The organism is Chryseobacterium sp. A321 (assembly GCF_054489265.1).
In genome coordinates, this window is sequence record NZ_JBTMWZ010000001.1 from 340769 (window position 1) to 361465 (window position 20697).

Consider the following 20697-nt stretch of genomic DNA (forward strand, 5'->3'; position numbering starts at 1 on the left):
TTTTTATTAAAAATGAGTGGTTTTTTGTTGTTTTTTTGTATTTTTGGCCAATATTCAAATAACAAGTTATGGACATTAAAGACATACAAAATCTGATCAAGTTTGTGTCAAAATCGGAAGTATCCGAAGTGAAGTACAAAACGAAAGACTTCGAAATTACTATCAAGACTCCTCTTGGTGGAAATGAAAATGTAGGATACGCAGTGCAACCGCAAATGTATCAACAGGCAGCCCCTGCACCCGCAGCGCCAGCCCCAATTGCAAACAGTGCACCCGCGAGTGAGCCTGCTGCAAACAATGAAGACAGTAAATATGTCACTATTAAATCGCCAATGATTGGTACCTTCTACAGAAAACCTTCTCCAGATAAAGAAGTATTCGTAAATGTAGGAGACTCCGTAACAGAAGGTAAAGTCGTTTGCGTCATTGAAGCTATGAAACTTTTCAATCAAATTGAATCGGAAGTTTCAGGAAAAATTGTCAAAATTTTAGTTGACGATGCTACTCCTGTAGAATACGACCAACCTTTATTTTTAGTGGATCCATCTTAAGGAATCATTTAGACTTTATCGATCGAAATTAAAAAAGATCGAAAATTACTAACTTAAATTATTCAAAAAAGATGTTCAAAAAAATACTTATCGCAAACCGAGGAGAAATTGCCATGCGCATCCTTCGGACTTGCAAAGAAATGGGAATCAAAACGGTCGCCGTTTATTCCACGGCAGACAAAGACAGTTTGCATGTACGATTTGCGGACGAAGCGGTTTGCATCGGACCTGCAATGAGCAAGGATTCCTACTTGAAGATCCCCAATATTATTGCAGCAGCGGAAATCACCAATGCCGATGCAATCCATCCTGGGTATGGGTTCCTTTCTGAAAACGCTAACTTCTCACGTATTTGCGCTAAAAACAACATCAAGTTTATTGGTGCGACTCCAGAGCAAATTGAAAGGATGGGAGACAAAGCAAATGCGAAAGCAACCATGAAAGCAGCAGGGGTTCCTTGTGTTCCTGGATCTGACGGACTAATTGATTCCTACGAGGATGCCGTTCGAATTGCAAAAGAGACTGGCTATCCTGTCATGATTAAAGCGACTGCCGGCGGTGGAGGAAAAGGAATGCGCGCAGTATGGAAAGAGGAGGACCTAAAAGAACATTGGGAATCTGCAATTCAAGAAGCGGTTGCCGCCTTTGGCAACGGAGGAATGTACATGGAGAAACTCATTGAAGAGCCAAGACATATTGAAATTCAAATTGCGGGCGATCAATACGGAAAAGCGTGTCACCTTTCGGAAAGAGACTGCTCTATTCAGAGAAGAAATCAAAAATTGGTAGAAGAAACGCCTTCTCCTTTTATGACCGATGAATTGCGAAACAAAATGGGAGATGCGGCCGTTAAAGCTGCAGAATTCATTGCGTATGAAGGAGTGGGAACGATTGAATTCCTGGTTGATAAGCATAGAAATTTCTATTTCATGGAAATGAATACGCGTATCCAAGTGGAACATCCCATTACGGAACAAGTAATTGATTACGATTTGATTAAGGAACAGATTTTACTTGCGGCAGGAACACCAATCCAAGGGAAAAATCACTTCCCAAAATTGCATTCCATCGAATGCCGTATCAACGCAGAAGATCCATATAACGAATTCAGACCAAGTCCAGGGAAAATCAAGGGCCTAAACATTCCAGGTGGACATGGAGTAAGAATGGATACACATGTGTATTCAGGCTACTCTATCCCTTCGAATTACGATTCCATGATTGCAAAGCTTATTACAACCGCACAAACCCGAGAGGAAGCGATTGCTAAAATGAAGCGTGCATTGGATGAGTTTTACATTGAAGGAATTAAAACCACCATCCCTTTCCATCGTCAACTTATGGACGATCCTGCATTTTTAGCTGGCGAATACACCACTAAATTCATGGAATCCTTTGTGATGAGCAAAGAATACGAAATGCAATAAGAGTTCCCTGTGAACCCAAAGCAATTTCATTCCATACTTTAGAACATAGGCCGGCAATCCCTTTTAGGAAGCCGGCCTTTTGTTTACTATTCAATAAAAAATAATCTGTAAAAATAGAACCACATGGCCCAAAACACTTCTTCAAAAAAGAATTCACAGTATTACATCGATCTTGAAAACCAATACGGTGCTCACAATTACCATCCCCTGCCGGTGGTTCTTGAAAAAGGGGAAGGTCCGTATGTCTGGGATGTAGAAGGAAAGAAATATTACGATTTTCTCTCTGCTTACTCTGCCGTAAATCAAGGGCACTCCCATCCTAAAATCGTAAAAGCCCTAGTAGACCAGGCGCAAACTCTTGCCCTTACTTCTCGCGCTTTCTATAACGATCAACTGGGTCCATATGAAAAAACAATTACCTCTCTATTTGGATACGACAAAGTGCTCCCAATGAATTCCGGAGCAGAAGCCGTGGAAACGGCCGTAAAAATAGCTAGGAAATGGGCTTACGAGAAAAAAGGAATCAGTCCAAACCAAGCGAAAATCGTGGTTTGTGAAAACAACTTCCATGGACGCACCACAACCATTGTTTCGTTTTCAAACGACCCAGATGCCTTCACGAATTACGGTCCATTCACACCTGGATTTCTCAAGATACCCTACGACAATATCGAGGCTTTGGAAAAAGTGCTCTCCGAGCAGGGTGATTCTATTGCCGCCTTTCTAGTAGAACCTATCCAAGGAGAAGCCGGAGTTTATGTGCCAAAAGACGGATATTTAAAAGCTGTTTCGGAACTTTGTAAAAAACACCACGTACTTTTTATCGCAGACGAAGTCCAAACGGGTATTGCTAGAACCGGGAAACTAATTGCTTGCCATCACGAGGACGTTCAACCGGACATCCTTGTTTTAGGAAAGGCACTTTCTGGCGGAATGTACCCAGTTTCCGCTGTACTTGCTGATAATCCCATTATGGAAGTAATCAATCCAGGACAGCATGGAAGCACCTTTGGAGGAAATCCAATTGCCTGCGCCGTAGCGGTAGCAGCACTTGAGGTGGTTATAGAAGAAAAACTTTCCGAGAGAGCGCAAAGTTTAGGAGACTATTTTAGAGCAGAAATTCAAAAACTAGTTGAGGAGTCTGATTTGCTTACCGCCGTAAGGGGCAAAGGGCTCTTAAATGCCATATTGATCAACGATACTCCCGACTCTTCCACCGCATGGGATTTATGTGTAGCCCTGAAGGAAAATGGACTACTCGCAAAGCCTACTCACGGGAACATCATCCGTTTGGCACCTCCTTTGGTAATTACAGAGAAACAATTGGATGAATGCATGGAAATCCTTAAAAAGACGGTGCGCGAATTCAAAGCATAATATTTAAAAATGAGCGAAAAAATCAGTGGCCTCATCATTACCTTTAACGAAGAAGACAATATCAAAGAAGTTTTAAACTCTTTTGATTTATGCGATGAAATTTTGGTCATTGATTCTTTCAGCTCTGACAAAACAGTGCAATTCGCTAAGGAGCACCCAAAAACGAGGGTGATTAGCCATTGCTTTCAAGATTTTTCTTCTCAACGTAATTTTGCCCTATCAGAGGCAAAGCACGATTGGGTCTTATTCCTCGATGCAGACGAGCGTATTGCACCCAATTTACGCGCTGAAATTCTAGACACACTTCAAAGCCCAAATCGAAAAGACGCCTATTATTTTTATCGATTGTTTTTCTTTGAAAACAAACCTATTCGGTATTCGGGCACTCAAAAGGATAAGAATTTTCGATTGTTCCGCAAATCCAAATGCCATTACATTTCAGAAAAATTAGTTCATGAAACCCTTCATGTAGAAGGTGAGATCGGAGTATTACGCAACAAACTTCTGCATTACTCTGTACGGGATCTAAAATCCTACAAAGCTAAAATGGCCCATTACGGGCAGTTGAAAGGAAAAGAACTTTTTCAAAAACAAAAGCGATACAATCCATTTACACAAGGGATCAAAACTGCTTTTCGGTTTTTTAAAACCTATGTTCTAAAATTAGGATTCCTGGACGGGAAAATAGGTCTAAAAATCGCACAGCTACAAAGTAAATACGTCTATCAAACTTACGACGCCCTTCGAGAAGAATGGAAAAACAAAAAGTAATCATTTTCGGTGCCCCTACTGCTTACAATGTAAGTAACGAAATCAAAAAGAACTTAGACTATTTAGGGTTTAAGGTGATCGATATTTCTTTTCCTCAGGAGTTCACCTACAAAAGCAAGATTCAAAAACTTACTAATTTTATTCGTAAGACCTTATTTCAAGACCGGGATTACAAAAACAGATTAAGGTTTAAACCTTTCGAAACGAAGTTTGAAACAGAAATTAGCAATCTGCCGCAAAAAGCTGATTTTGCACTTTTTATTCGTCCTGACTGTTTTCCAATCGGGTTTTTAAAATGGACTTTAACGCATTGCATAACCACGTGCGCTTACCAATGGGATGGCATTGATTTGTTTCCCCAAGTAAAGCGATACATTCCCCTATTCGATCGGTTTTTTGTTTTTGATCCTGCAGACCTATTAAAAACAAAGAATGTACTTCCTACAACCAATTTTTATTTTGATTACCACTCCCCTTTCCAAGGAGAAGCAGATCCTAAGGTGGTTTATTTTGTAGGAAGTTATTTCAAAAACAGAATGGATCCGATCGAGAAAATCATCGAACGAATCCTGTCCGCGGAATTTGTTCCCAAAATCCACCTTCTGACTAAAAACAGTTCCGTTGTGCAGCAATACAAACACTGTGGCGCTCTGTTTATAGATTCCTTTATAAGCTTTGATCAAAATCTGGAAAATGTAAAGAAGGCCGGCGTTCTAATTGACTTCGTAAACGGGAGACATGACGGGCTTTCTTTCCGAACTTTTGAAGCCATTGGCTACGAGAAAAAACTAATTACGAATAATGCTGAGATCAAAAAATACGAATTTTATCATCCCGACAATTTCTTTGTTTGGGAAGAGCATTCCAATTTTGAGGGTCTGGAAGAGTTTTTAAAAAGACCTTACCGTACCCTAGATTCTTCTCTAAAGCAAAAATACAGTTTCACCAACTGGATTCATTACATTCTTGAGCTCCCTCCTTATGAGGCGATTAAACTTCCTGTTTTAGACTTGGGCGAGCATCGTTCAAAATAACGCTGCAAAACCAAAAGATTACACAAATCTTCACTTTTAGAATTCTGGAATTGAGCACTATGCAACTGGGCTTTCTCTATGATCTGCAGGCACTCCGCTGGATTTTCAATGTAATACGTGAGCTTCTCAATTAAATCGGAATAATCGTCTTTTATCTCAATATAATGCACGCCCCCAATTAATTTGCCCTCCATAAACCATGTTTCGTATTTGGGCCTAGGCATCACCGCAATTGAATTTGACGACATGATCCATTTTAAATTGGTTGCCACATCATTCCCTTCTAGACTAAGAATGAATTTAAAATCCAGATGGTCTTTAATCGAAATTTTAGGTCCTACCCAATTCGGATTTCCTCCATTCCCATTCACTTGTCTTAAATCCGTTAAAGGATGAGCAAAGTACTTCTTAAAAAATGCATAGCGATGCTCTTGGAAGATTGCGCATCTTCCGATGAGAAGATCCTTTTTCTCAAGAAAAGGCTTGTCATTCTCCACATGAATAAAGTGCCTAGCTCGATTTAGCTTTAAAAGAACACTGTTTTGATTGTTCCCTTGGATGGGTCGGCTCTTGACCACAGAGGGTGTATTAGGCACTGCAATGACATCTCCAAACACATAATCGATAAACCGATCCAGTCCAAAATATCGCGCATAGCGATACGTGTCAAAAAAATACGACTTTGGGGTTCTTGGTTTCAACAAATCTCTTACCTGGGTTTTCCCTTCAATCGTCTTTGGCTTATCGATACGATTGTAATACGCAACCCTTTCCTCTATGGTGGCAAGCTGGCTCTCAGAAAAGCCAAATTTAAGACCTGAAATTTTAGCACTTGCCGTCCTAGTGGGCAAACGATCGGTTACAAACCCCCTAACGTAAAACAAAAATTTATTTTGTTTGTGAATTTTCATGTGCAAAAATTGAAATTGTGCAAAGCTACCTAATTTTTTACAAGCTTAAATTAGTAAATTTGCAACTTAACATTATTTCTCATGAATAAAGTAAGAGTGCGATTTGCACCAAGTCCCACAGGCCCGCTACATTTAGGAGGTGTACGAACGGCTTTATACGATTACCTGTTTGCGAAAAAAATGGGAGGCGATTTTGTTCTTCGAATTGAAGACACAGATACGACTCGCTATGTACCCGGTGCCGAGCAGTACATTCTCGAGGCCTTAGAATGGTGCGGTCTAATCCCAGACGAAAGCCCAAAACACGGAGGTCCTTATGGTCCTTACCGACAAAGCGAACGTAGAGAAATATACGATAAATACACCGCTGAAATTCTGAAAACAGATTACGCATACATCGCTTTCGACACGCCAGAAGAACTCGATGCCGTTCGTAGTGAATACGAAAGTCGAGGGGAAGTCTTCGCTTACGATTACTTTACAAGAACGCGACTGAAGAATTCTCTTTCGCTTTCTGATACGGAGGTTCAAGCTCTTTTGGATCAAAACACTCCGTATGTCGTTCGATTTAAAATGCCTGTTGACCGAATCTTGCAACTAGACGATATGATTCGAGGTCGATTTGCGGTCAACACAAACACATTGGACGACAAAGTACTTGTGAAGAACGATGGAATGCCCACGTACCACTTCGCAAATATTATTGACGATCATGAAATGAAAATATCGCACGTAATTCGAGGAGAAGAATGGCTGCCCTCTTTAGGACTCCACACCCTACTCTACGAAGCCATGAATTGGGAAGCGCCCAAATTCGCCCATCTATCTCTCATCCTAAAGCCAGAAGGCAAAGGAAAACTTAGCAAGAGAGATGGAGATAAATTTGGATTCCCGGTCTTCCCTATGGACTTCAAGGACCCCACCACCGGTGTGGTCTCAAAAGGCTACCGTGAAGAAGGGTATTTCCCCGAATCCTTTATCAATTTTCTTGCTCTGCTGGGATGGTCTGCAGCCGATGATAAAGAGATACTATCCTTAGAGGATCTTGTCCAAGAATTTGATCTTGAAAAAGTCCACAAAGCAGGAGCACGTTTTAGCAAAGAAAAAGCAGAATGGTTTAACCATCAATATCTACAGATCAAATCAGAGTTAGAAATCCTTACCTACTTAAAGGCACTACCTGAAGTCAATGAAAGTGAACTTCCAGATGATAAGCTTCTTAAAATAATTAACCTTATGCGAGAGAGAGCGACGTTTGTGAAAGACATCTATTATAACGGTCAGTTCTTTTTTGAAAAACCTACAGAATACCAAGAAAAGGCACGCAAAAAAGCTTGGGGCGAACAAAGCCGTACTTTGCTTAGCGGACTACACCAGGAACTTGAGGGACTTGAATTTGATTCCCAAAGCCTGAGTGTCGCATTGCATTCCTACGCGGAAACCCAGCAAGTGGGCATGGGCAAACTCATGATGCCACTTCGTTTGGCACTTGTGGGTGAATTAAAAGGACCCGACGTTCCAGACATCATGGAGATCCTAGGGAAGGCAGAAACCAGAGCTCGAATCCAGCATGCTTGCGATACCCTATAGAAAAGTCCGCATTATTTCTTACATTTGACGATAAATTGAGTACAACTTAAATGGAATATTTAGAATTTGAACAGCCTATAAAAGAACTGATGGATCAATACCAAGCTTGCGCCCTTTTAGGGGAAGAAAGCGGTGTAGATGTTCAGGTCGCTTGTGGCCAAATCGAGGAAAAAATCCTTGCTAAAAAGAAAGACATTTACGAGAATCTAACGCCGTGGCAGACGGTACAGCTATCTAGGCATCCAGACCGCCCCTATTCACTTGACTTTATAAATGGAATTGTAGACGAAGGATCTTTTCTAGAACTTCACGGGGACCGCGGGTATGCAGACGACCTCGCTATGGTGGGTGGACTCGCCAAGATTGACGGCAAGAGTGTAATGATTATCGGTACCCAAAAGGGACGCACCACCAAAGAACGTCAACAAAGACGTTTCGGAATGCCCAATCCAGAAGGATACCGCAAAGCACTTCGTTTAATGAAGCTAGCTGAGAAGTTTAACATTCCTGTCATCACTCTACTTGACACGCCCGGAGCCTATCCTGGACTAGAAGCGGAAGAAAGAGGACAAGGAGAAGCGATCGCAAAGAATATTTACGAAATGGTTCAACTTAAAACGCCTATTCTCACGTATGTCATTGGCGAAGGTGCGAGTGGTGGAGCCTTAGGAATTGGAGTGGGCAATAAAGTGTTTATGTTACAGTATACATGGTACTCAGTTATCGCACCGGAAAGTTGCTCTTCTATCCTATGGAGAAATTGGGAGCACAAAGAAGATGCGGCCAATGCTTTAAAGCTGACTCCAAAAGATATGCTCAAAAATAAAATCATTGATGGAATTATAGAAGAACCTCTAGGGGGAGCGCAATACGACCCCAAATTGGCTTACCAAAATTTAAAATCCTCTGTTCTTGAAAACCTTGCTTATTACAAACACATGACTCCGAAAGAGCTTGTGAACCAAAGACAAAACAAGTTCGTAGAAATGGGAGAATGGAAGGGATAATCTTCAATAAATAAATTGTTCAAAGCCGAAGTAATCTTCGGCTTTGCCTTTTTCTGGGTCGAGCGCTCTATAGAACCAAAAAAACAAGTTTTTAACACCTTGAAATTAACCCCTGAAGCGCCTATACTTTTTGCAGATTATTTCTTATCTTTGCAACGCTCTAAAACAGAGCTCTATTTTACTTATTTTTTAAAATAAAACCGTAAACATATGTACACACCAGTAGCTGCAGACGTAGCAAAATTAAGAAACACCACCGGTGCCGGAATGATGGATTGCAAAAAAGCTTTAGTGGAAGCAGAAGGCGACTTCGATAAGGCAATTGATATCTTAAGAAAAAAAGGACAAAAAGTAGCTGCAAACAGAGCAGACAGAGAGTCTACTGAAGGTGCAGTAATCGCTAAAGTAAACGAAGATGCAACACTTGGTGCTGTCATTTCATTGAATTGCGAAACCGACTTTGTTGCTAAAAACGAAGCGTTCATCTTGCTAGCAAATGAATTAGCAGAACAAGCAATCTTCTATTCTACAAAAGAAGAATTCTTAGCCTCTGAATTCAATGGTTTAACCGTTGCTGACAAATTGATCGAACAAACCGGTGTCATCGGAGAAAAAATTGAAATTGGTGCATTCGAAAGAATTGAAGGACCATTCTTAGGAGCTTATATCCACGCTGGAAACAAAATCGCTGCGATCACTTCTCTATCTGCGAATGTAGAAGGAGCTGCAGAAGTTGCGAAATCCGTTTCTATGCAAGTAGCTGCAATGAACCCAATTGCACTTGACGAAACAAAAGTATCTCAAGATACCATCGAAAAAGAATTAGAGATTGAAAGAGAACTTCTTGTGAAAGAAGGAAAACCTGAAAACATTATCGACAATATTCTTAAAGGTAAAATGCAGAGATTCTACAAAGACAATACTCTTGTTCACCAAGCGTATATCAAAGACGGAAGCCAATCGGTTGCCACATATGTAAAATCAATCAATGCAGACCTAAAAGTATTAGGATTTGTAAGAATTGCATTAGGATAAATTCGGAAGATTTTCGAGAAATAAAAACTCTGCCAAAAATGGCAGAGTTTTTATTTTGTTATCTTTGAATACTACGCATAGCAAAAAAAAGAAAGGACCAATTGTAGATAATTTCCCATCTTGTCCAACGAAAAATTAAATCTAGATTTATGAGGTCATATCTATCTGAAAATAAAAAATTTAATTTTTCACTTGTGCTGAAACCGCAGAAGTAAGGTACCATCACAAGGACAAAATTGTCCCCCTCTAGTCTTGTCAATAATCCATTCCTTTTCAGGATTTTGCAAGAATCTAAGACTTGACTTCCTAATCCAACTAATTTGAAAATGCAATAGTATTTAATAGGCATTTTCTACATAAGCATAATCCAAATACTTAAGTGTTATTTTTTGGTAGGAGTTGGCATCGTCAATTTGTTGAATTCTTTAATAAACGATTTCAAATCAAGTTGCTCAATTCCACCTCTTCGAATAAATTTACAAAGGCCTATTCAAATATAAGTTTCCTCTACCTTGAAAATGCTTCAATCTGAATCTCTCATAATATTTCACGAAGCATATTGAACTTTTTAATATCTGAGGAATTTTGCTTTAATGGTGCCGTGCCAGCTCCAAACCCAATTTCTTCAAATTTTTTAATTAATGCATCATAATTAGAATTGATCCCATCGAATATTTCTTTGTACCGTTTTAATGTGAGTTCCTTCCTTTGTTTATCTGTTTGATAAATAGACTTATCACATTTTTCATTCCCGTCAGAAATTGAAGAAAACTTGAACGAAATATTTCTGTCAGGGATTATAATTTCGGTGATTAAACCTGGAAGACCATTAAATATAAAAGGACCTTGATTTAGCGGTATATCATTTGTGAACCAAGCTTTGATTTGTTTACCGTTCAAAACCCCAATAGCCTCCTGTACTTTTAAGTTATTTTCAATTTTTGAATTATCTAAGATTCTCCACTTAAAATCATAATTTAATGAAACCTCTAAAGGAAGGGATGTGCCATCAAGAATGGTTAATTTATTCCCTTCCATATGCACCTGCATATAAACTGAATTTGCATCAAATGGCTCGCACATAGAAATGGGATAGAACTTAGATGAATTATCTTTAATATCTAGATTAAAAGTACTAAATGTGGGATCTTTAATATCAAGACCTTCTAGCACATATTCAACCTGTACTTGTTGACTTTTAACGCAAATACCAATAAATAAGATGATAATTTTTATATTTTTATATAAGCTCATTGTTATATTAACTTTTGTGATATTTACGTCTTTGTTTGTAACTAAGGTAAGCCAGCGAACCCATAACAGGAAGTGCAATGATTGCAATTAACCATAAAGTCGCATTTCTATCTTTCCAATCTAATGCAATGAATCCCCAAGCGTAAATTATTAGTCCTAACCCAATAAATATCATAAATAATGTATCCATAAGTCTTGTTTTAAGTGGTTTTATTAATTCGTAGCGCAAATATAAAGAGCACTGGCAATCATCGCTCCAGTACATTGACCTGCAAAGATATCGGCAGCGTCACATAGAAGCTTGCAATCGTCGTCAGCATCACATGCATCTTTCATTTTTTTATATGTTTCACCTACACAACTAACAGCAGCAACATTTGCAGCTTTCAATATTCCTAATCTCTTACTTGTAAGAACATCATTTAAAGTCATTTCATAACCGTTTTGTGTTTTTTTAATTTTATAATCAATATAAAAATTTTTAGATTCATCGTAGAGTTCGGAATATCCCGTTAAACTTTCTTTATTTACATTAATTTTATTATAAACGACCATATAATTATTGGTTGGAAGCTTTATAAAATGCATTAAGTCCTTTCTCCCCATAACATCTACAGCAATAGTATAAAATTTACTTTCTTCATTAAAGTGGTTATTCATCTTAACTTCACTAAAATTGAAATTTTCATCTTTTAAATTGAAAGATTTTTTTTAAAGTGACAAATTCAGACGACCTTCTGAACAAAGAAACTTCATTGTCTACTGTCGAAAATTTAGAATTTAATTCTGTTTCGGAGATTGACCTTTCACCTTTAACATCAGTACTTGTGGTACCTGAGCTCAAAAAGGTGACAACGCAAACAACTGCTAAATAAAAATACCTTTTCATAATATGACATGATTACTCCCAATTTTTAAAGAGTTAAGTCGGGAACTTTATCTTAACTCTGAGATTAAAGTTAATGTGTAATAATATTCTATCTTTTCTTACAATAAATAAGATTGATCTTTCTAACTTAATTATCGTATCGCTTCTACTAACCAATAATGTCTATATTTTAACAATTTATCCAAATATAAAGATTTTATTTTAAATTAAATTTAATCAATTTTGTTTTTTTAAATAAATACCACATTCTTTTGACATTGGAAAATTAGAAAAATATTTTATGCTTTCAGTTCTATTTCACGATTAATTATATGCGATGCATAATAAATTTATAATATTTGTTGCTTTTTAGGTTAATACGTAAATAGATCATTCACTCAATAGGAAACATCTTTGAACTGATTCTGTCACGTCCGGAAAACTTACAAATCAATAACTTTATGAAAATATCAATCTGAAAATCCAGCATTTGATTTTAGCAATTCTCTACCATATGAAAATGCTCAGTTTCGCAATACAATTTCCCCATGACTATCAAATAGCAACTTAACGCCTAATCGCAATGATCAGTTAATGGCTTTTTATATTTAAGTGTCAAATTTCGATGCAATTAAAGAAGATTTAATTTGGTGACTTATCTTTTAATTTATAGTAATCATATTATCCATCATATCAAGCGAATTTGTTAGTTAGCCAAATTTTTCTTTTACTGGACCGGTCATTCGACACCATATTTCGAAGACTAATTTCAAGGTTTGTTCCTCTTTTTCGTCTTGAATTTCTAGTATGTCATTGTTTAGAACCCTTGAGAAGTAGAATTGAACACTTAATAGAACCCCTAAGATTTATTTACATTTGATTATTGTGTTTAATCGCAGAATACCTCTGACATTGCAGTGGATAGGACCTTAGGAAAATTAACGGAAGAGCATGTCTATCAGATAATCTTTAGTCCTAATCTCATTTTTTAGCTCTCCGAATTGCATTTTTTTAATCTTCTTACTATGTTGAAATATCAATTAAAGAATTCAGCTGTCAAAAAATTAACTTTGTCGAAAAATATGTAATTTTACCCAAAGTACTTTGGTGTGTCGTAATTCAAACTTACTATAGATTAGACCAATATTACTATGCTACTCTTTTATCGGACAACAATGATAATTTTTGAGTTTCTATAATTAACTTTCGAGCTTAAAATCAATCTAAAAGGACATCCATTAACCCTAACTGTTCTAATGTACAAGACCCTACTTCTCTCTTTCCTATTTGCCTTTTCCTTGGTGCAGGCGCAAACGTTCAAGGGTCAGATCTTCATGCAGGAAAACTCTGCGATCTACTTAAACCAAGTGTATGTGACGAACCTAAACGATCAACACTCGGTACTTTCCAATTACAACGGCGAATTTGAAATCGAGGCAAAAATTGGCGATTTAATTCGTTTCACTTCCATTCTCTCCGAAAGAAAAGACATCACCGTGGATGCTCGCGCCTTGAGTTCCGGATTAAATATCATACAACTCTCTCCCATGTACCATACGATTCAAGAAGTTGTCATTGGTTGGAAACCTACAGGTAACTTACGTCGTGATGTGCTTAGCTTAAAAGAGAGCGAAAAGAAATTGGCCATTCAAAACATGCTAGGACTCCCTACCCCTAAACCGCAAAAGGGTCCTGCCCTCGATCCCATTGCAGGTTTTTCAGGAGGTGGACTGTCCTTCAATTTAGGAAGCGTTTATGAGCTTTTCTCTGGGGATCGTAAGAAAAAGCAAAGACTCTATGACTACGAGAAAATGATGGCCGGAATTAAGGACATCAAAAACTACCTGGGTCAAGATTATTTTACACGGATGAAGATACCTGCAAACATGATTGATAATTTTCTTCAGTTCGTTTATTCCTCAGACAATCTAATCCCTTTCATTGAGACGGGCAATTTAGAATCCACGAAAGTCTACATCGAAAAATACCTGCCGATCTATCAGAAAAGGCTTAGAGATTCAAATTTATCGAAGTTCACTGATGAGAAATCTTCACAATCTTCTTAAATTTGCATACGAAAATAAAACATGGGTAAAAAAAACAAACAGGCACGTTTTGCCGAAAATAGAATTCTTCCAAATGTATTCCAACCCACAAGAGAAGAAGCGCTAGAAGGCTATAAATTAAAAGGGAAATGGAGAGAGCAGGTCTTCAAAAATGACAATCCACTCGTTTTAGAGCTGGGTTGCGGAAAAGGTGAATACAGCGTAGGACTAGCCAAGGCATTTCCAGATAAGAACTTCATAGGAATCGATATTAAGGGTGCTAGATTTTGGTTTGGTGCTAAGGAAGCATACGAGACTGGACTCTCCAACGCAGTTTTTCTAAGAACTCAAATTGAACTTATTGATGGGTTCTTCGAACAAAATGAGGTGGATGAAATCTGGATCACTTTTCCAGACCCTCAAATCAAATACAGAAGAACGAAGCACCGCATGACGCATCCTGAGTTTTTGGAGCGTTACAAAAAAATTCTAAAGAAGGACGGTATCATGCACTTGAAGACCGATTCAGAATTTCTGCATGGCTACACTTTAGGTCTACTCCAGGGGCAAGGACATGAAATCCTTACCGCACATCATGATATTTATGGTGCACCGGAATACGAACCCAACACGCCCTTACTGCGTGAAATCCAAACTCACTACGAACAGTTATTTTCTGCCAAAGGAAAGACCATTACATACATTAAATTTAAAATTCATTAGATCGAATTCTATCTACTAAAGAAAAATAAGCCGCCTCAATTGGATTTTGAGGCGGTTTTCTATTTTGGGAATGTCTAGACAAAATCAACAAATAAAAAACCGTCTCAAAAATATTGAGACGGTTTCGTATACTCAGAAAATCAAATTCTTACTTTGCATCAAAGTCAGTGTCTGCATCTGCAGAAACCTTTGCGCCTTCTTCTTTTGATTTTTCTTTCTCTGCTTTTCTTTGAGATTGCCCTTCTTTGATTGAATCTGCAACTACTGATAAAAGCATATCAATAGATTTAGAAGCATCATCATTTCCAGGAATAACGAAGTCAACTTTTCTAGGATCAGAGTTTGTATCTACGATACCAAACACAGGAATACCTAATTTTTTAGCTTCTGTTACCGCAATGTGCTCTCTCATGATGTCCACTACAAAAACTGCAGAAGGTAGTCTCACCATATCAGAAATTGAACCTAAGTTCTTTTCTAAATTGGCTCTTTGTCTATCGACTTGAAGTCTTTCTTTTTTAGATAAAGTTTCGAAAGTACCGTCTTTCTTCATTTTATCAATGTGGTTCATCTTTTTAACAGCCTTTCTAATGGTAACGAAATTCGTTAACATTCCTCCAGGCCATCTTTCTGTAATATAAGGCATATTAAGTTCCGCCGCATGTTTTGCAACGACTTCTTTCGCTTGTTTTTTAGTTGCTACGAAAAGAACTTTTTTACCTGCAGAAGTGATTTTTTCTAAAGCGCTACACGCCTCGTCTAATTTCACTGCTGTTTTATGTAAGTCTACGATGTGAATACCGTTCTTCTCCATAAAAATGTATGGAGCCATATTTGGATTCCATTTTCTGGTCATGTGACCGAAATGTACACCTGCCTCTAAAAGGTCTTTAACATTTGCTTTTGCCATGTCGCTTTCTTATTTTTAGTTTACATTCCGCTATTTTGCAATCAACAACACTTTAGATGGGAGTGAAGTTTGGGTGCTAAACTAAACGGGGCATTTATTAATAATAAATAAATTGCTTAGGTTCTGAAACTTCCATTGGAAACCAAAAGGGCTTCTTGGAAAATCCCAAAGGGCTAAGGCTTGAAAATTAACGTTTAGAGAATTGGAATCTCTTTCTTGCTTTCTTCTGTCCTGGTTTCTTTCTTTCGACCATTCTTGCGTCTCTAGTAAGAAGACCGTGAGGTTTAAGAGCAAGTCTGAACTCTGCGTTAATTTCGCAAAGAGCTCTAGATACACCTAAACGAACAGCTTCCGCTTGACCGGTATTTCCTCCACCAAATACATTCACAGTAACGTCGTACTGTCCTGCAGTTTCGGTAAGTAAAAACGGTTGGTTCACTTTGTAAACCATAACATCTGTAGAGAAGTATTCTTTAGCATCTTTTCCGTTTACGATGAAATTACCAGAACCTGGTTTCACATAAACTCTAGCTACTGAAGTTTTTCTTCTTCCAATTTTATGAACTGTAGACATATTAATTATTTAAATTCGTTAACATTAATAGTTTTCGGCTGTTGAGCTTCGTGCTTATGTTCAGTCCCTTCATATAGATAAAGGTTCTTGTAAATAGCAGAACCCAATTTGTTTTTTGGAAGCATTCCTTTTACGGACTTCTCCAAAACTTTCATTGGATCTTTCTTTAATAGCTCTTCAGCTGTCTGCGACTTTTGTCCACCTGGATAACCTGTATGCCAGATGTAGGTCTTATCAGCCCACTTGTTTCCTGAAAGGGTAATTTTACCAGCGTTCAAAACAATTACGTTATCTCCACAATCAACGTGGGGAGTAAAGTTTGTTTTGTGCTTACCTCTCAAAATCTTTGCAACCGTCGAAGCTAGTCTTCCTAACGGCTGTCCTTCAGCGTCTACCACAACCCATTCTTTATTAGCGGTAGCCTTATTAGCTGAAACGGTTTTGTAACTTAATGTATTCACACTTTTTCGTTTACGATTAAACATATTTATCCCTTTACGGGTGTGCAAAGGTACACTATTTTTTTAAAATTGGAAATATTTTATTGAATGCATTTCAAGAAATAACTTGAAATTTAAGACTCTAGGTCATTTCAACCCTCTTGAGGAGCACTATACCGCATCTCAATTCAAAAGTGAGGAGAAAAACTCGGCAGCATCTTACCCTTTCTATACCTTTTGGAGCCCAGAATTAGTTTCGTAGCGACTTGCTCGGTCGAAAACTAGCAATTAAATAGTAGGCAACAAAGACGGTCGAAAATTTAATTACGGATGGAACCGCAATTTCAAAATCAAAGAATATAAATCCAAGTGCAACAAGGAGCACAATCCCAACAAGGGAAAGTCCTAGTTTTTTTGCGAGTGGCCAACTCGGACGATCTACAAAGTAGGCCATAGCCCAACCCAATCCAAATGCAAATGCATTGTACAGTGCAATACTAAATTCCGTATTCCCTAGTAAATAATAGTTAAATAGAAAACTTACCACAGTACCAATGAATAGGCATGCAATCGTATTTCGCATAGATTTATTTTTACAAAGATAATACTATTCTACTACAGGCTCCAACTCAAATTCTCAGTTTTGAATCCTATAGAAACTGGAAATTGCGGCTTTACTCCTGAATTCATATCTTTGAAGCATTGACAAATCGTTTAGATTATATATGGAAAACAAGCAATACCAACCGAAAAATAAAGTTAGAATCGTGACCGCAGCCTCCCTCTTTGATGGGCACGACGCTGCGATTAATATTATGCGCCGAATGATCCAAGCCACAGGATGCGAAGTCATTCACCTTGGACACGACAAGTCTGCGCAAGAGGTCGTAAGCACGGCAATTCAAGAAGACGCGAATGCGATCGCCCTTACATCTTACCAAGGAGGCCATAACGAGTATTTTAAATACATTTACGACCTGCTTCGTGAAAAAGGATCACCCCAGGTGAAAATTTTTGGCGGGGGTGGAGGAGTAATCCTTCCGAGTGAAATCAAAGACCTAGCAGACTACGGAATCGATCGTATTTATTCTCCGGACGACGGACGGGAACTCGGTCTGCAAGGAATGATAGACGACCTGGTATCAAAATCGGATTTCCCCACAGGCGAATCGGTAGAGGTCAAAGACCTTGACTCACTTCAATTCGAAGATTCAAAATCCATCGCTCACATGATTTCCGCAGTCGAGAATTTTTCCGACCAAAAAGCGGATCTCGTTTCAGCACTTAAAGAAAGAGCAAAAACATGTCAAGTTCCCATTTTAGGAATTACGGGAACAGGAGGCGCTGGAAAATCGTCCCTAACCGATGAAATTGTAAGACGATTTTTACGAGCGAATCCAGAGCAAAAGATAGCCATCATTTCCGTGGACCCATCCAAAAAGAAAACGGGCGGCGCCCTACTAGGAGACCGAATCCGTATGAATTCAATCCACGATTCCCGTGTGTACATGCGTTCCATGGCCACAAGAGAGAACAATGTATCCGTTTCTCCTTATATCCACTCTGCCATTGATGTTCTTAAAATAGCAGGACCGGATTTAATTATTCTTGAAACCTCTGGGATTGGACAAAGCGGATCTGAAATTACAGAAATTGCAGACGTTTCACTCTACGTTATGACTCCCGAATATGGAGCCTCAACACAGTTGGAGAAAATAGATATGCTTGATTATGCGGATTTCATTGCTTTAAACAAATCCGATAAGCGCGGAGCTCTAGATGCTTTGCAAGCGGTCAGGAAACAGTACCAACGCAATCACGTGCTGTTTGACAAGCAATTGGATCAGATGCCTGTGTATGCTACCAAAGCTAGTCAATTCAATGATTGGGGGATCACCCAGCTCTTTAATGACATCATTGAAAAGCTTAATTTGAAAATTGACGAACTCTATCAAAAGCACGACACTACATTCAGTCCTTACATCGAACACAATCACGTACAGGACTCTGTAGTGATTCCTCCAAGCCGTGTACGTTACCTTTCCGAAATCGTGGAGAACAACGATCGCTACGAAAAGGAATTACAAGAACAGGCCGAGATTGCCAAAAACCTTTACGTTTTAGAAGAGACCAAATCTTTACTTGCAGACGATGCAGAAACCAAAGAAAAACTACAAACGTTTCAAGACAAAACAAGAAAGAATTTACTTCCTGAAAACAGCGACTTTTTAGAGAACTGGGACACCTTTAAGAAGGAAATGGACCAAGACTCATTTACTTACCTTGTTAGAGGCAAAGGCATCACTGTGGAGACGAAGTCAAAAAGTTTATCCGGACTTGATATTCCTAAAATTGCACTTCCTAAATTTAAGGACTGGGGAGATCTTATCTGGTGGAAAGGAAAAGAGAACGTCCCTGGAAAATTCCCTTTCACAGCAGGAATCTATCCTTTCAAAAGAACAGGAGAAGACCCGACAAGAATGTTTGCAGGAGAAGGCGGTCCAGAGAGAACCAACCGAAGGTTCCATTACGTTTCTGCCGAAATGCCAGCGAAAAGGCTTTCCACTGCATTTGACTCGGTAACGCTTTACGGGCAAGATCCCGCTTTACCTCCCGACATTTACGGAAAGATCGGTAATGCAGGGGTATCGATTGCTACTCTTGACGATGCTAAAAAATTATACTCAGGATTTGACCTCGTCGATTCTCTCACGTCAGTCTCAATGACAATCAACGGTCCTGCACCGATGTTGTTATCGTTCTTCATGAACGCAGCAATTGATCAGAATTGTGAAAAGTACATCGAGGAAAATGGGCTTTGGGATGTAGTCGAACAGAAATTAAAAGCCAAATTCGATGACCAAGGACTAAAAAGACCGGCGTACGAAGGTCCGATTCCAAAGGGCAACAATGGACTCGGATTGAAACTTCTCGGTCTCACCGGGGACGAAGTACTAGAGAAAACGCAGTACGAGCTAATTAAGGCGCAAACCATTGCGCAAGTACGTGGAACCGTACAGGCCGACATACTTAAAGAAGACCAAGCGCAAAACACTTGTATTTTCTCTACAGAGTTCGCACTTCGATTAATGGGAGACGTACAAGAGTACTTCATTACCGAAAAGGTGAGAAATTTCTATTCGGTTTCCATATCAGGGTATCATATTGCAGAAGCTGGCGCCAATCCAATTTCGCAATTGGCTTTTACCTTAGCTAATGGATTTACCTACGTTGAATATTATCTCTCTAGAGGGATGGATATTAACGCTTTTGCCCCGAACTTATCGTTCTTCTTTTCCAACGGAATCGATCCTGAATATGCCGTCATTGGTAGGGTTGCGAGACGCATTTGGTCTAAGGCAATGAAGTTAAAATACGGTGCAGATGAGCGTTCACAAATGCTAAAATACCACATTCAAACCTCGGGTCGTTCTTTGCACGCCCAGGAAATTGATTTCAACGACATCCGTACGACCTTGCAGGCCCTCTATGCGATCTATGACAATTGCAACTCTTTGCATACCAATGCCTACGACGAAGCGATCACAACTCCTACAGAGGAGTCTGTACGTCGAGCAATGGCCATCCAGCTAATCATTAACAAGGAACTAGGCCTTGCCAAAAATGAAAACCCACTACAAGGATCTTTCATTATAGAAGAATTGACTGATTTGGTAGAGCAAGCCGTCTATCTTGAATTCGACCGCATTACGGAAAGAGGTGGAGTGCTCGGTGCCATGGAAACCATGTACCAACGTTCCAAAATCCAAGAAGAATCCATGCATTACGAATGGTTAAAGCACACAGGAGAATACCCACTCATTGGCGTAAACACCTTCTTAGGTAAGGACGGATCTCCTACGATTCTCCCAAGAGAAGTGATTCGATCCACAGAAGAAGAGAAGCAGCACCAAATTGGGAATTTGGAGGTCTACCAAAAATCCAATGAATCTCAATCCGGAGAATGGTTGGAAAAACTGCAAACCGCCGCCATTAATCAACAAAACCTCTTCGAGGTAATGATGGAAGCGGGTAAATATTGCTCTCTAGGCCAAATCACCAATGCTCTATTTGAAGTGGGTGGAAAATACCGACGAAACATGTAAATCCTTACTCGCATATTTAATCTTAAAAGCTATCCTTCGGGGTAGCTTTTTTAGTTGAAAATGAGCTCATGCCT

The 20697-nt window shown here is 38.9% G+C and carries 19 protein-coding genes; 11 read left to right on the forward strand and 8 right to left on the reverse strand.

Annotated features, from left to right (window positions below; genetic code table 11):
• The first annotated feature begins 68 nt into the window (after nucleotides 1-68).
• The 5 genes from accB (at nucleotide 69) to ACX3PZ_RS01680 (ending at nucleotide 5160) form a co-directional block, all read left to right on the forward strand.
• Nucleotides 69-551, forward strand: coding sequence for an acetyl-CoA carboxylase biotin carboxyl carrier protein (accB, locus tag ACX3PZ_RS01660; RefSeq protein WP_459084769.1), 483 nt, complete (start codon nucleotides 69-71; stop codon nucleotides 549-551).
• A gap of 71 nt (nucleotides 552-622) precedes the next feature.
• Nucleotides 623-1978, forward strand: coding sequence for an acetyl-CoA carboxylase biotin carboxylase subunit (gene accC / locus ACX3PZ_RS01665; protein WP_459084770.1), 1356 nt, complete (start codon nucleotides 623-625; stop codon nucleotides 1976-1978).
• A gap of 123 nt (nucleotides 1979-2101) precedes the next feature.
• Nucleotides 2102-3355 (forward strand): ornithine--oxo-acid transaminase, encoded by a 1254-nt coding sequence (gene rocD / locus ACX3PZ_RS01670; RefSeq protein WP_459111850.1) that lies wholly within the window; start codon nucleotides 2102-2104, stop codon nucleotides 3353-3355.
• 9 nt (nucleotides 3356-3364) lie between these two features.
• The gene (locus tag ACX3PZ_RS01675) at nucleotides 3365-4126 is read left to right on the forward strand and encodes a glycosyltransferase family 2 protein (RefSeq protein WP_459111851.1); all 762 of its coding nucleotides are present in this window, start codon (nucleotides 3365-3367) and stop codon (nucleotides 4124-4126) included.
• Nucleotides 4108-5160, forward strand: coding sequence for a hypothetical protein (locus ACX3PZ_RS01680; RefSeq protein WP_459111852.1), 1053 nt, complete (start codon nucleotides 4108-4110; stop codon nucleotides 5158-5160). Before ACX3PZ_RS01675 ends, ACX3PZ_RS01680 begins: the two co-directional genes overlap by 19 nt.
• Here ACX3PZ_RS01680 and ACX3PZ_RS01685 read toward each other — a convergent pair.
• Nucleotides 5106-6071, reverse strand: a complete 966-nt coding sequence (locus ACX3PZ_RS01685) for a glycosyl transferase family 90 (RefSeq protein WP_459111853.1) — start codon at nucleotides 6069-6071, stop codon at nucleotides 5106-5108. The two genes, ACX3PZ_RS01680 and ACX3PZ_RS01685, sit on opposite strands and share 55 nt — an antisense overlap.
• A gap of 81 nt (nucleotides 6072-6152) precedes the next feature.
• Between ACX3PZ_RS01685 and gltX the strand changes: the two genes are divergently transcribed.
• The 3 genes from gltX (at nucleotide 6153) to tsf (ending at nucleotide 9703) form a co-directional block, all read left to right on the forward strand.
• Nucleotides 6153-7661: a glutamate--tRNA ligase gene (gltX, locus tag ACX3PZ_RS01690; RefSeq protein ID WP_459111854.1), complete on the forward strand. Its 1509-nt coding sequence runs from the start codon at nucleotides 6153-6155 to the stop codon at nucleotides 7659-7661.
• Nucleotides 7662-7711: 50 nt separating this feature from the next.
• Complete coding sequence (locus ACX3PZ_RS01695) at nucleotides 7712-8668, forward strand: acetyl-CoA carboxylase carboxyltransferase subunit alpha (RefSeq protein ID WP_459111855.1); 957 nt, start codon at nucleotides 7712-7714, stop codon at nucleotides 8666-8668.
• Between the two features lie 210 nt (nucleotides 8669-8878).
• Nucleotides 8879-9703, forward strand: coding sequence for a translation elongation factor Ts (gene tsf / locus ACX3PZ_RS01700; RefSeq protein WP_459111856.1), 825 nt, complete (start codon nucleotides 8879-8881; stop codon nucleotides 9701-9703).
• Between the two features lie 537 nt (nucleotides 9704-10240).
• On the opposite strand, the gene ACX3PZ_RS01705 is transcribed toward tsf, so the two are convergent.
• From ACX3PZ_RS01705 to ACX3PZ_RS01715, 3 genes are read right to left on the reverse strand one after another with little or no spacing between them, the layout of a single operon-like run.
• Nucleotides 10241-10957 carry a GLPGLI family protein gene (locus tag ACX3PZ_RS01705; RefSeq protein ID WP_459084778.1) on the reverse strand — a complete coding sequence of 239 codons (717 nt, stop codon included), beginning with the start codon at nucleotides 10955-10957 and terminating at the stop codon, nucleotides 10241-10243.
• A gap of 7 nt (nucleotides 10958-10964) precedes the next feature.
• Complete coding sequence (locus ACX3PZ_RS01710) at nucleotides 10965-11147, reverse strand: hypothetical protein (RefSeq protein ID WP_459084779.1); 183 nt, start codon at nucleotides 11145-11147, stop codon at nucleotides 10965-10967.
• Between the two features lie 23 nt (nucleotides 11148-11170).
• Nucleotides 11171-11617 carry a hypothetical protein gene (locus tag ACX3PZ_RS01715; RefSeq protein WP_459111857.1) on the reverse strand — a complete coding sequence of 149 codons (447 nt, stop codon included), beginning with the start codon at nucleotides 11615-11617 and terminating at the stop codon, nucleotides 11171-11173.
• Between the two features lie 1464 nt (nucleotides 11618-13081).
• On the opposite strand from ACX3PZ_RS01715, the gene ACX3PZ_RS01720 reads away from it, so the two are divergent.
• Nucleotides 13082-13891 carry a hypothetical protein gene (locus ACX3PZ_RS01720; protein ID WP_459084781.1) on the forward strand — a complete coding sequence of 270 codons (810 nt, stop codon included), beginning with the start codon at nucleotides 13082-13084 and terminating at the stop codon, nucleotides 13889-13891.
• A 21-nt stretch (nucleotides 13892-13912) separates the two neighbouring features.
• The gene (gene trmB, locus ACX3PZ_RS01725) at nucleotides 13913-14593 is read left to right on the forward strand and encodes a tRNA (guanosine(46)-N7)-methyltransferase TrmB (protein ID WP_459084782.1); all 681 of its coding nucleotides are present in this window, start codon (nucleotides 13913-13915) and stop codon (nucleotides 14591-14593) included.
• Nucleotides 14594-14741: 148 nt separating this feature from the next.
• On the opposite strand, the gene rpsB is transcribed toward trmB, so the two are convergent.
• From rpsB to ACX3PZ_RS01745, 4 genes are all read right to left on the reverse strand, one after another.
• Entirely contained in the window at nucleotides 14742-15503 is a 762-nt protein-coding gene (gene rpsB, locus ACX3PZ_RS01730; RefSeq protein WP_459084783.1) for a 30S ribosomal protein S2, read from the reverse strand.
• 187 nt (nucleotides 15504-15690) lie between these two features.
• The gene (rpsI, locus tag ACX3PZ_RS01735; protein ID WP_459084784.1) at nucleotides 15691-16077 is read right to left on the reverse strand and encodes a 30S ribosomal protein S9; all 387 of its coding nucleotides are present in this window, start codon (nucleotides 16075-16077) and stop codon (nucleotides 15691-15693) included.
• A gap of 5 nt (nucleotides 16078-16082) precedes the next feature.
• Nucleotides 16083-16538, reverse strand: coding sequence for a 50S ribosomal protein L13 (gene rplM / locus ACX3PZ_RS01740; RefSeq protein WP_459084785.1), 456 nt, complete (start codon nucleotides 16536-16538; stop codon nucleotides 16083-16085).
• Between the two features lie 229 nt (nucleotides 16539-16767).
• On the reverse strand, nucleotides 16768-17100 hold the full coding sequence (locus ACX3PZ_RS01745) for a hypothetical protein (RefSeq protein WP_459084786.1): 333 nt from the start codon (nucleotides 17098-17100) through the stop codon (nucleotides 16768-16770).
• A gap of 142 nt (nucleotides 17101-17242) precedes the next feature.
• Here ACX3PZ_RS01745 and ACX3PZ_RS01750 point away from each other — a divergent pair, with 142 nt between their 5' ends.
• The gene (locus ACX3PZ_RS01750; protein ID WP_459111858.1) at nucleotides 17243-20623 is read left to right on the forward strand and encodes a methylmalonyl-CoA mutase family protein; all 3381 of its coding nucleotides are present in this window, start codon (nucleotides 17243-17245) and stop codon (nucleotides 20621-20623) included.
• Nucleotides 20624-20697 lie beyond the last annotated feature (74 nt).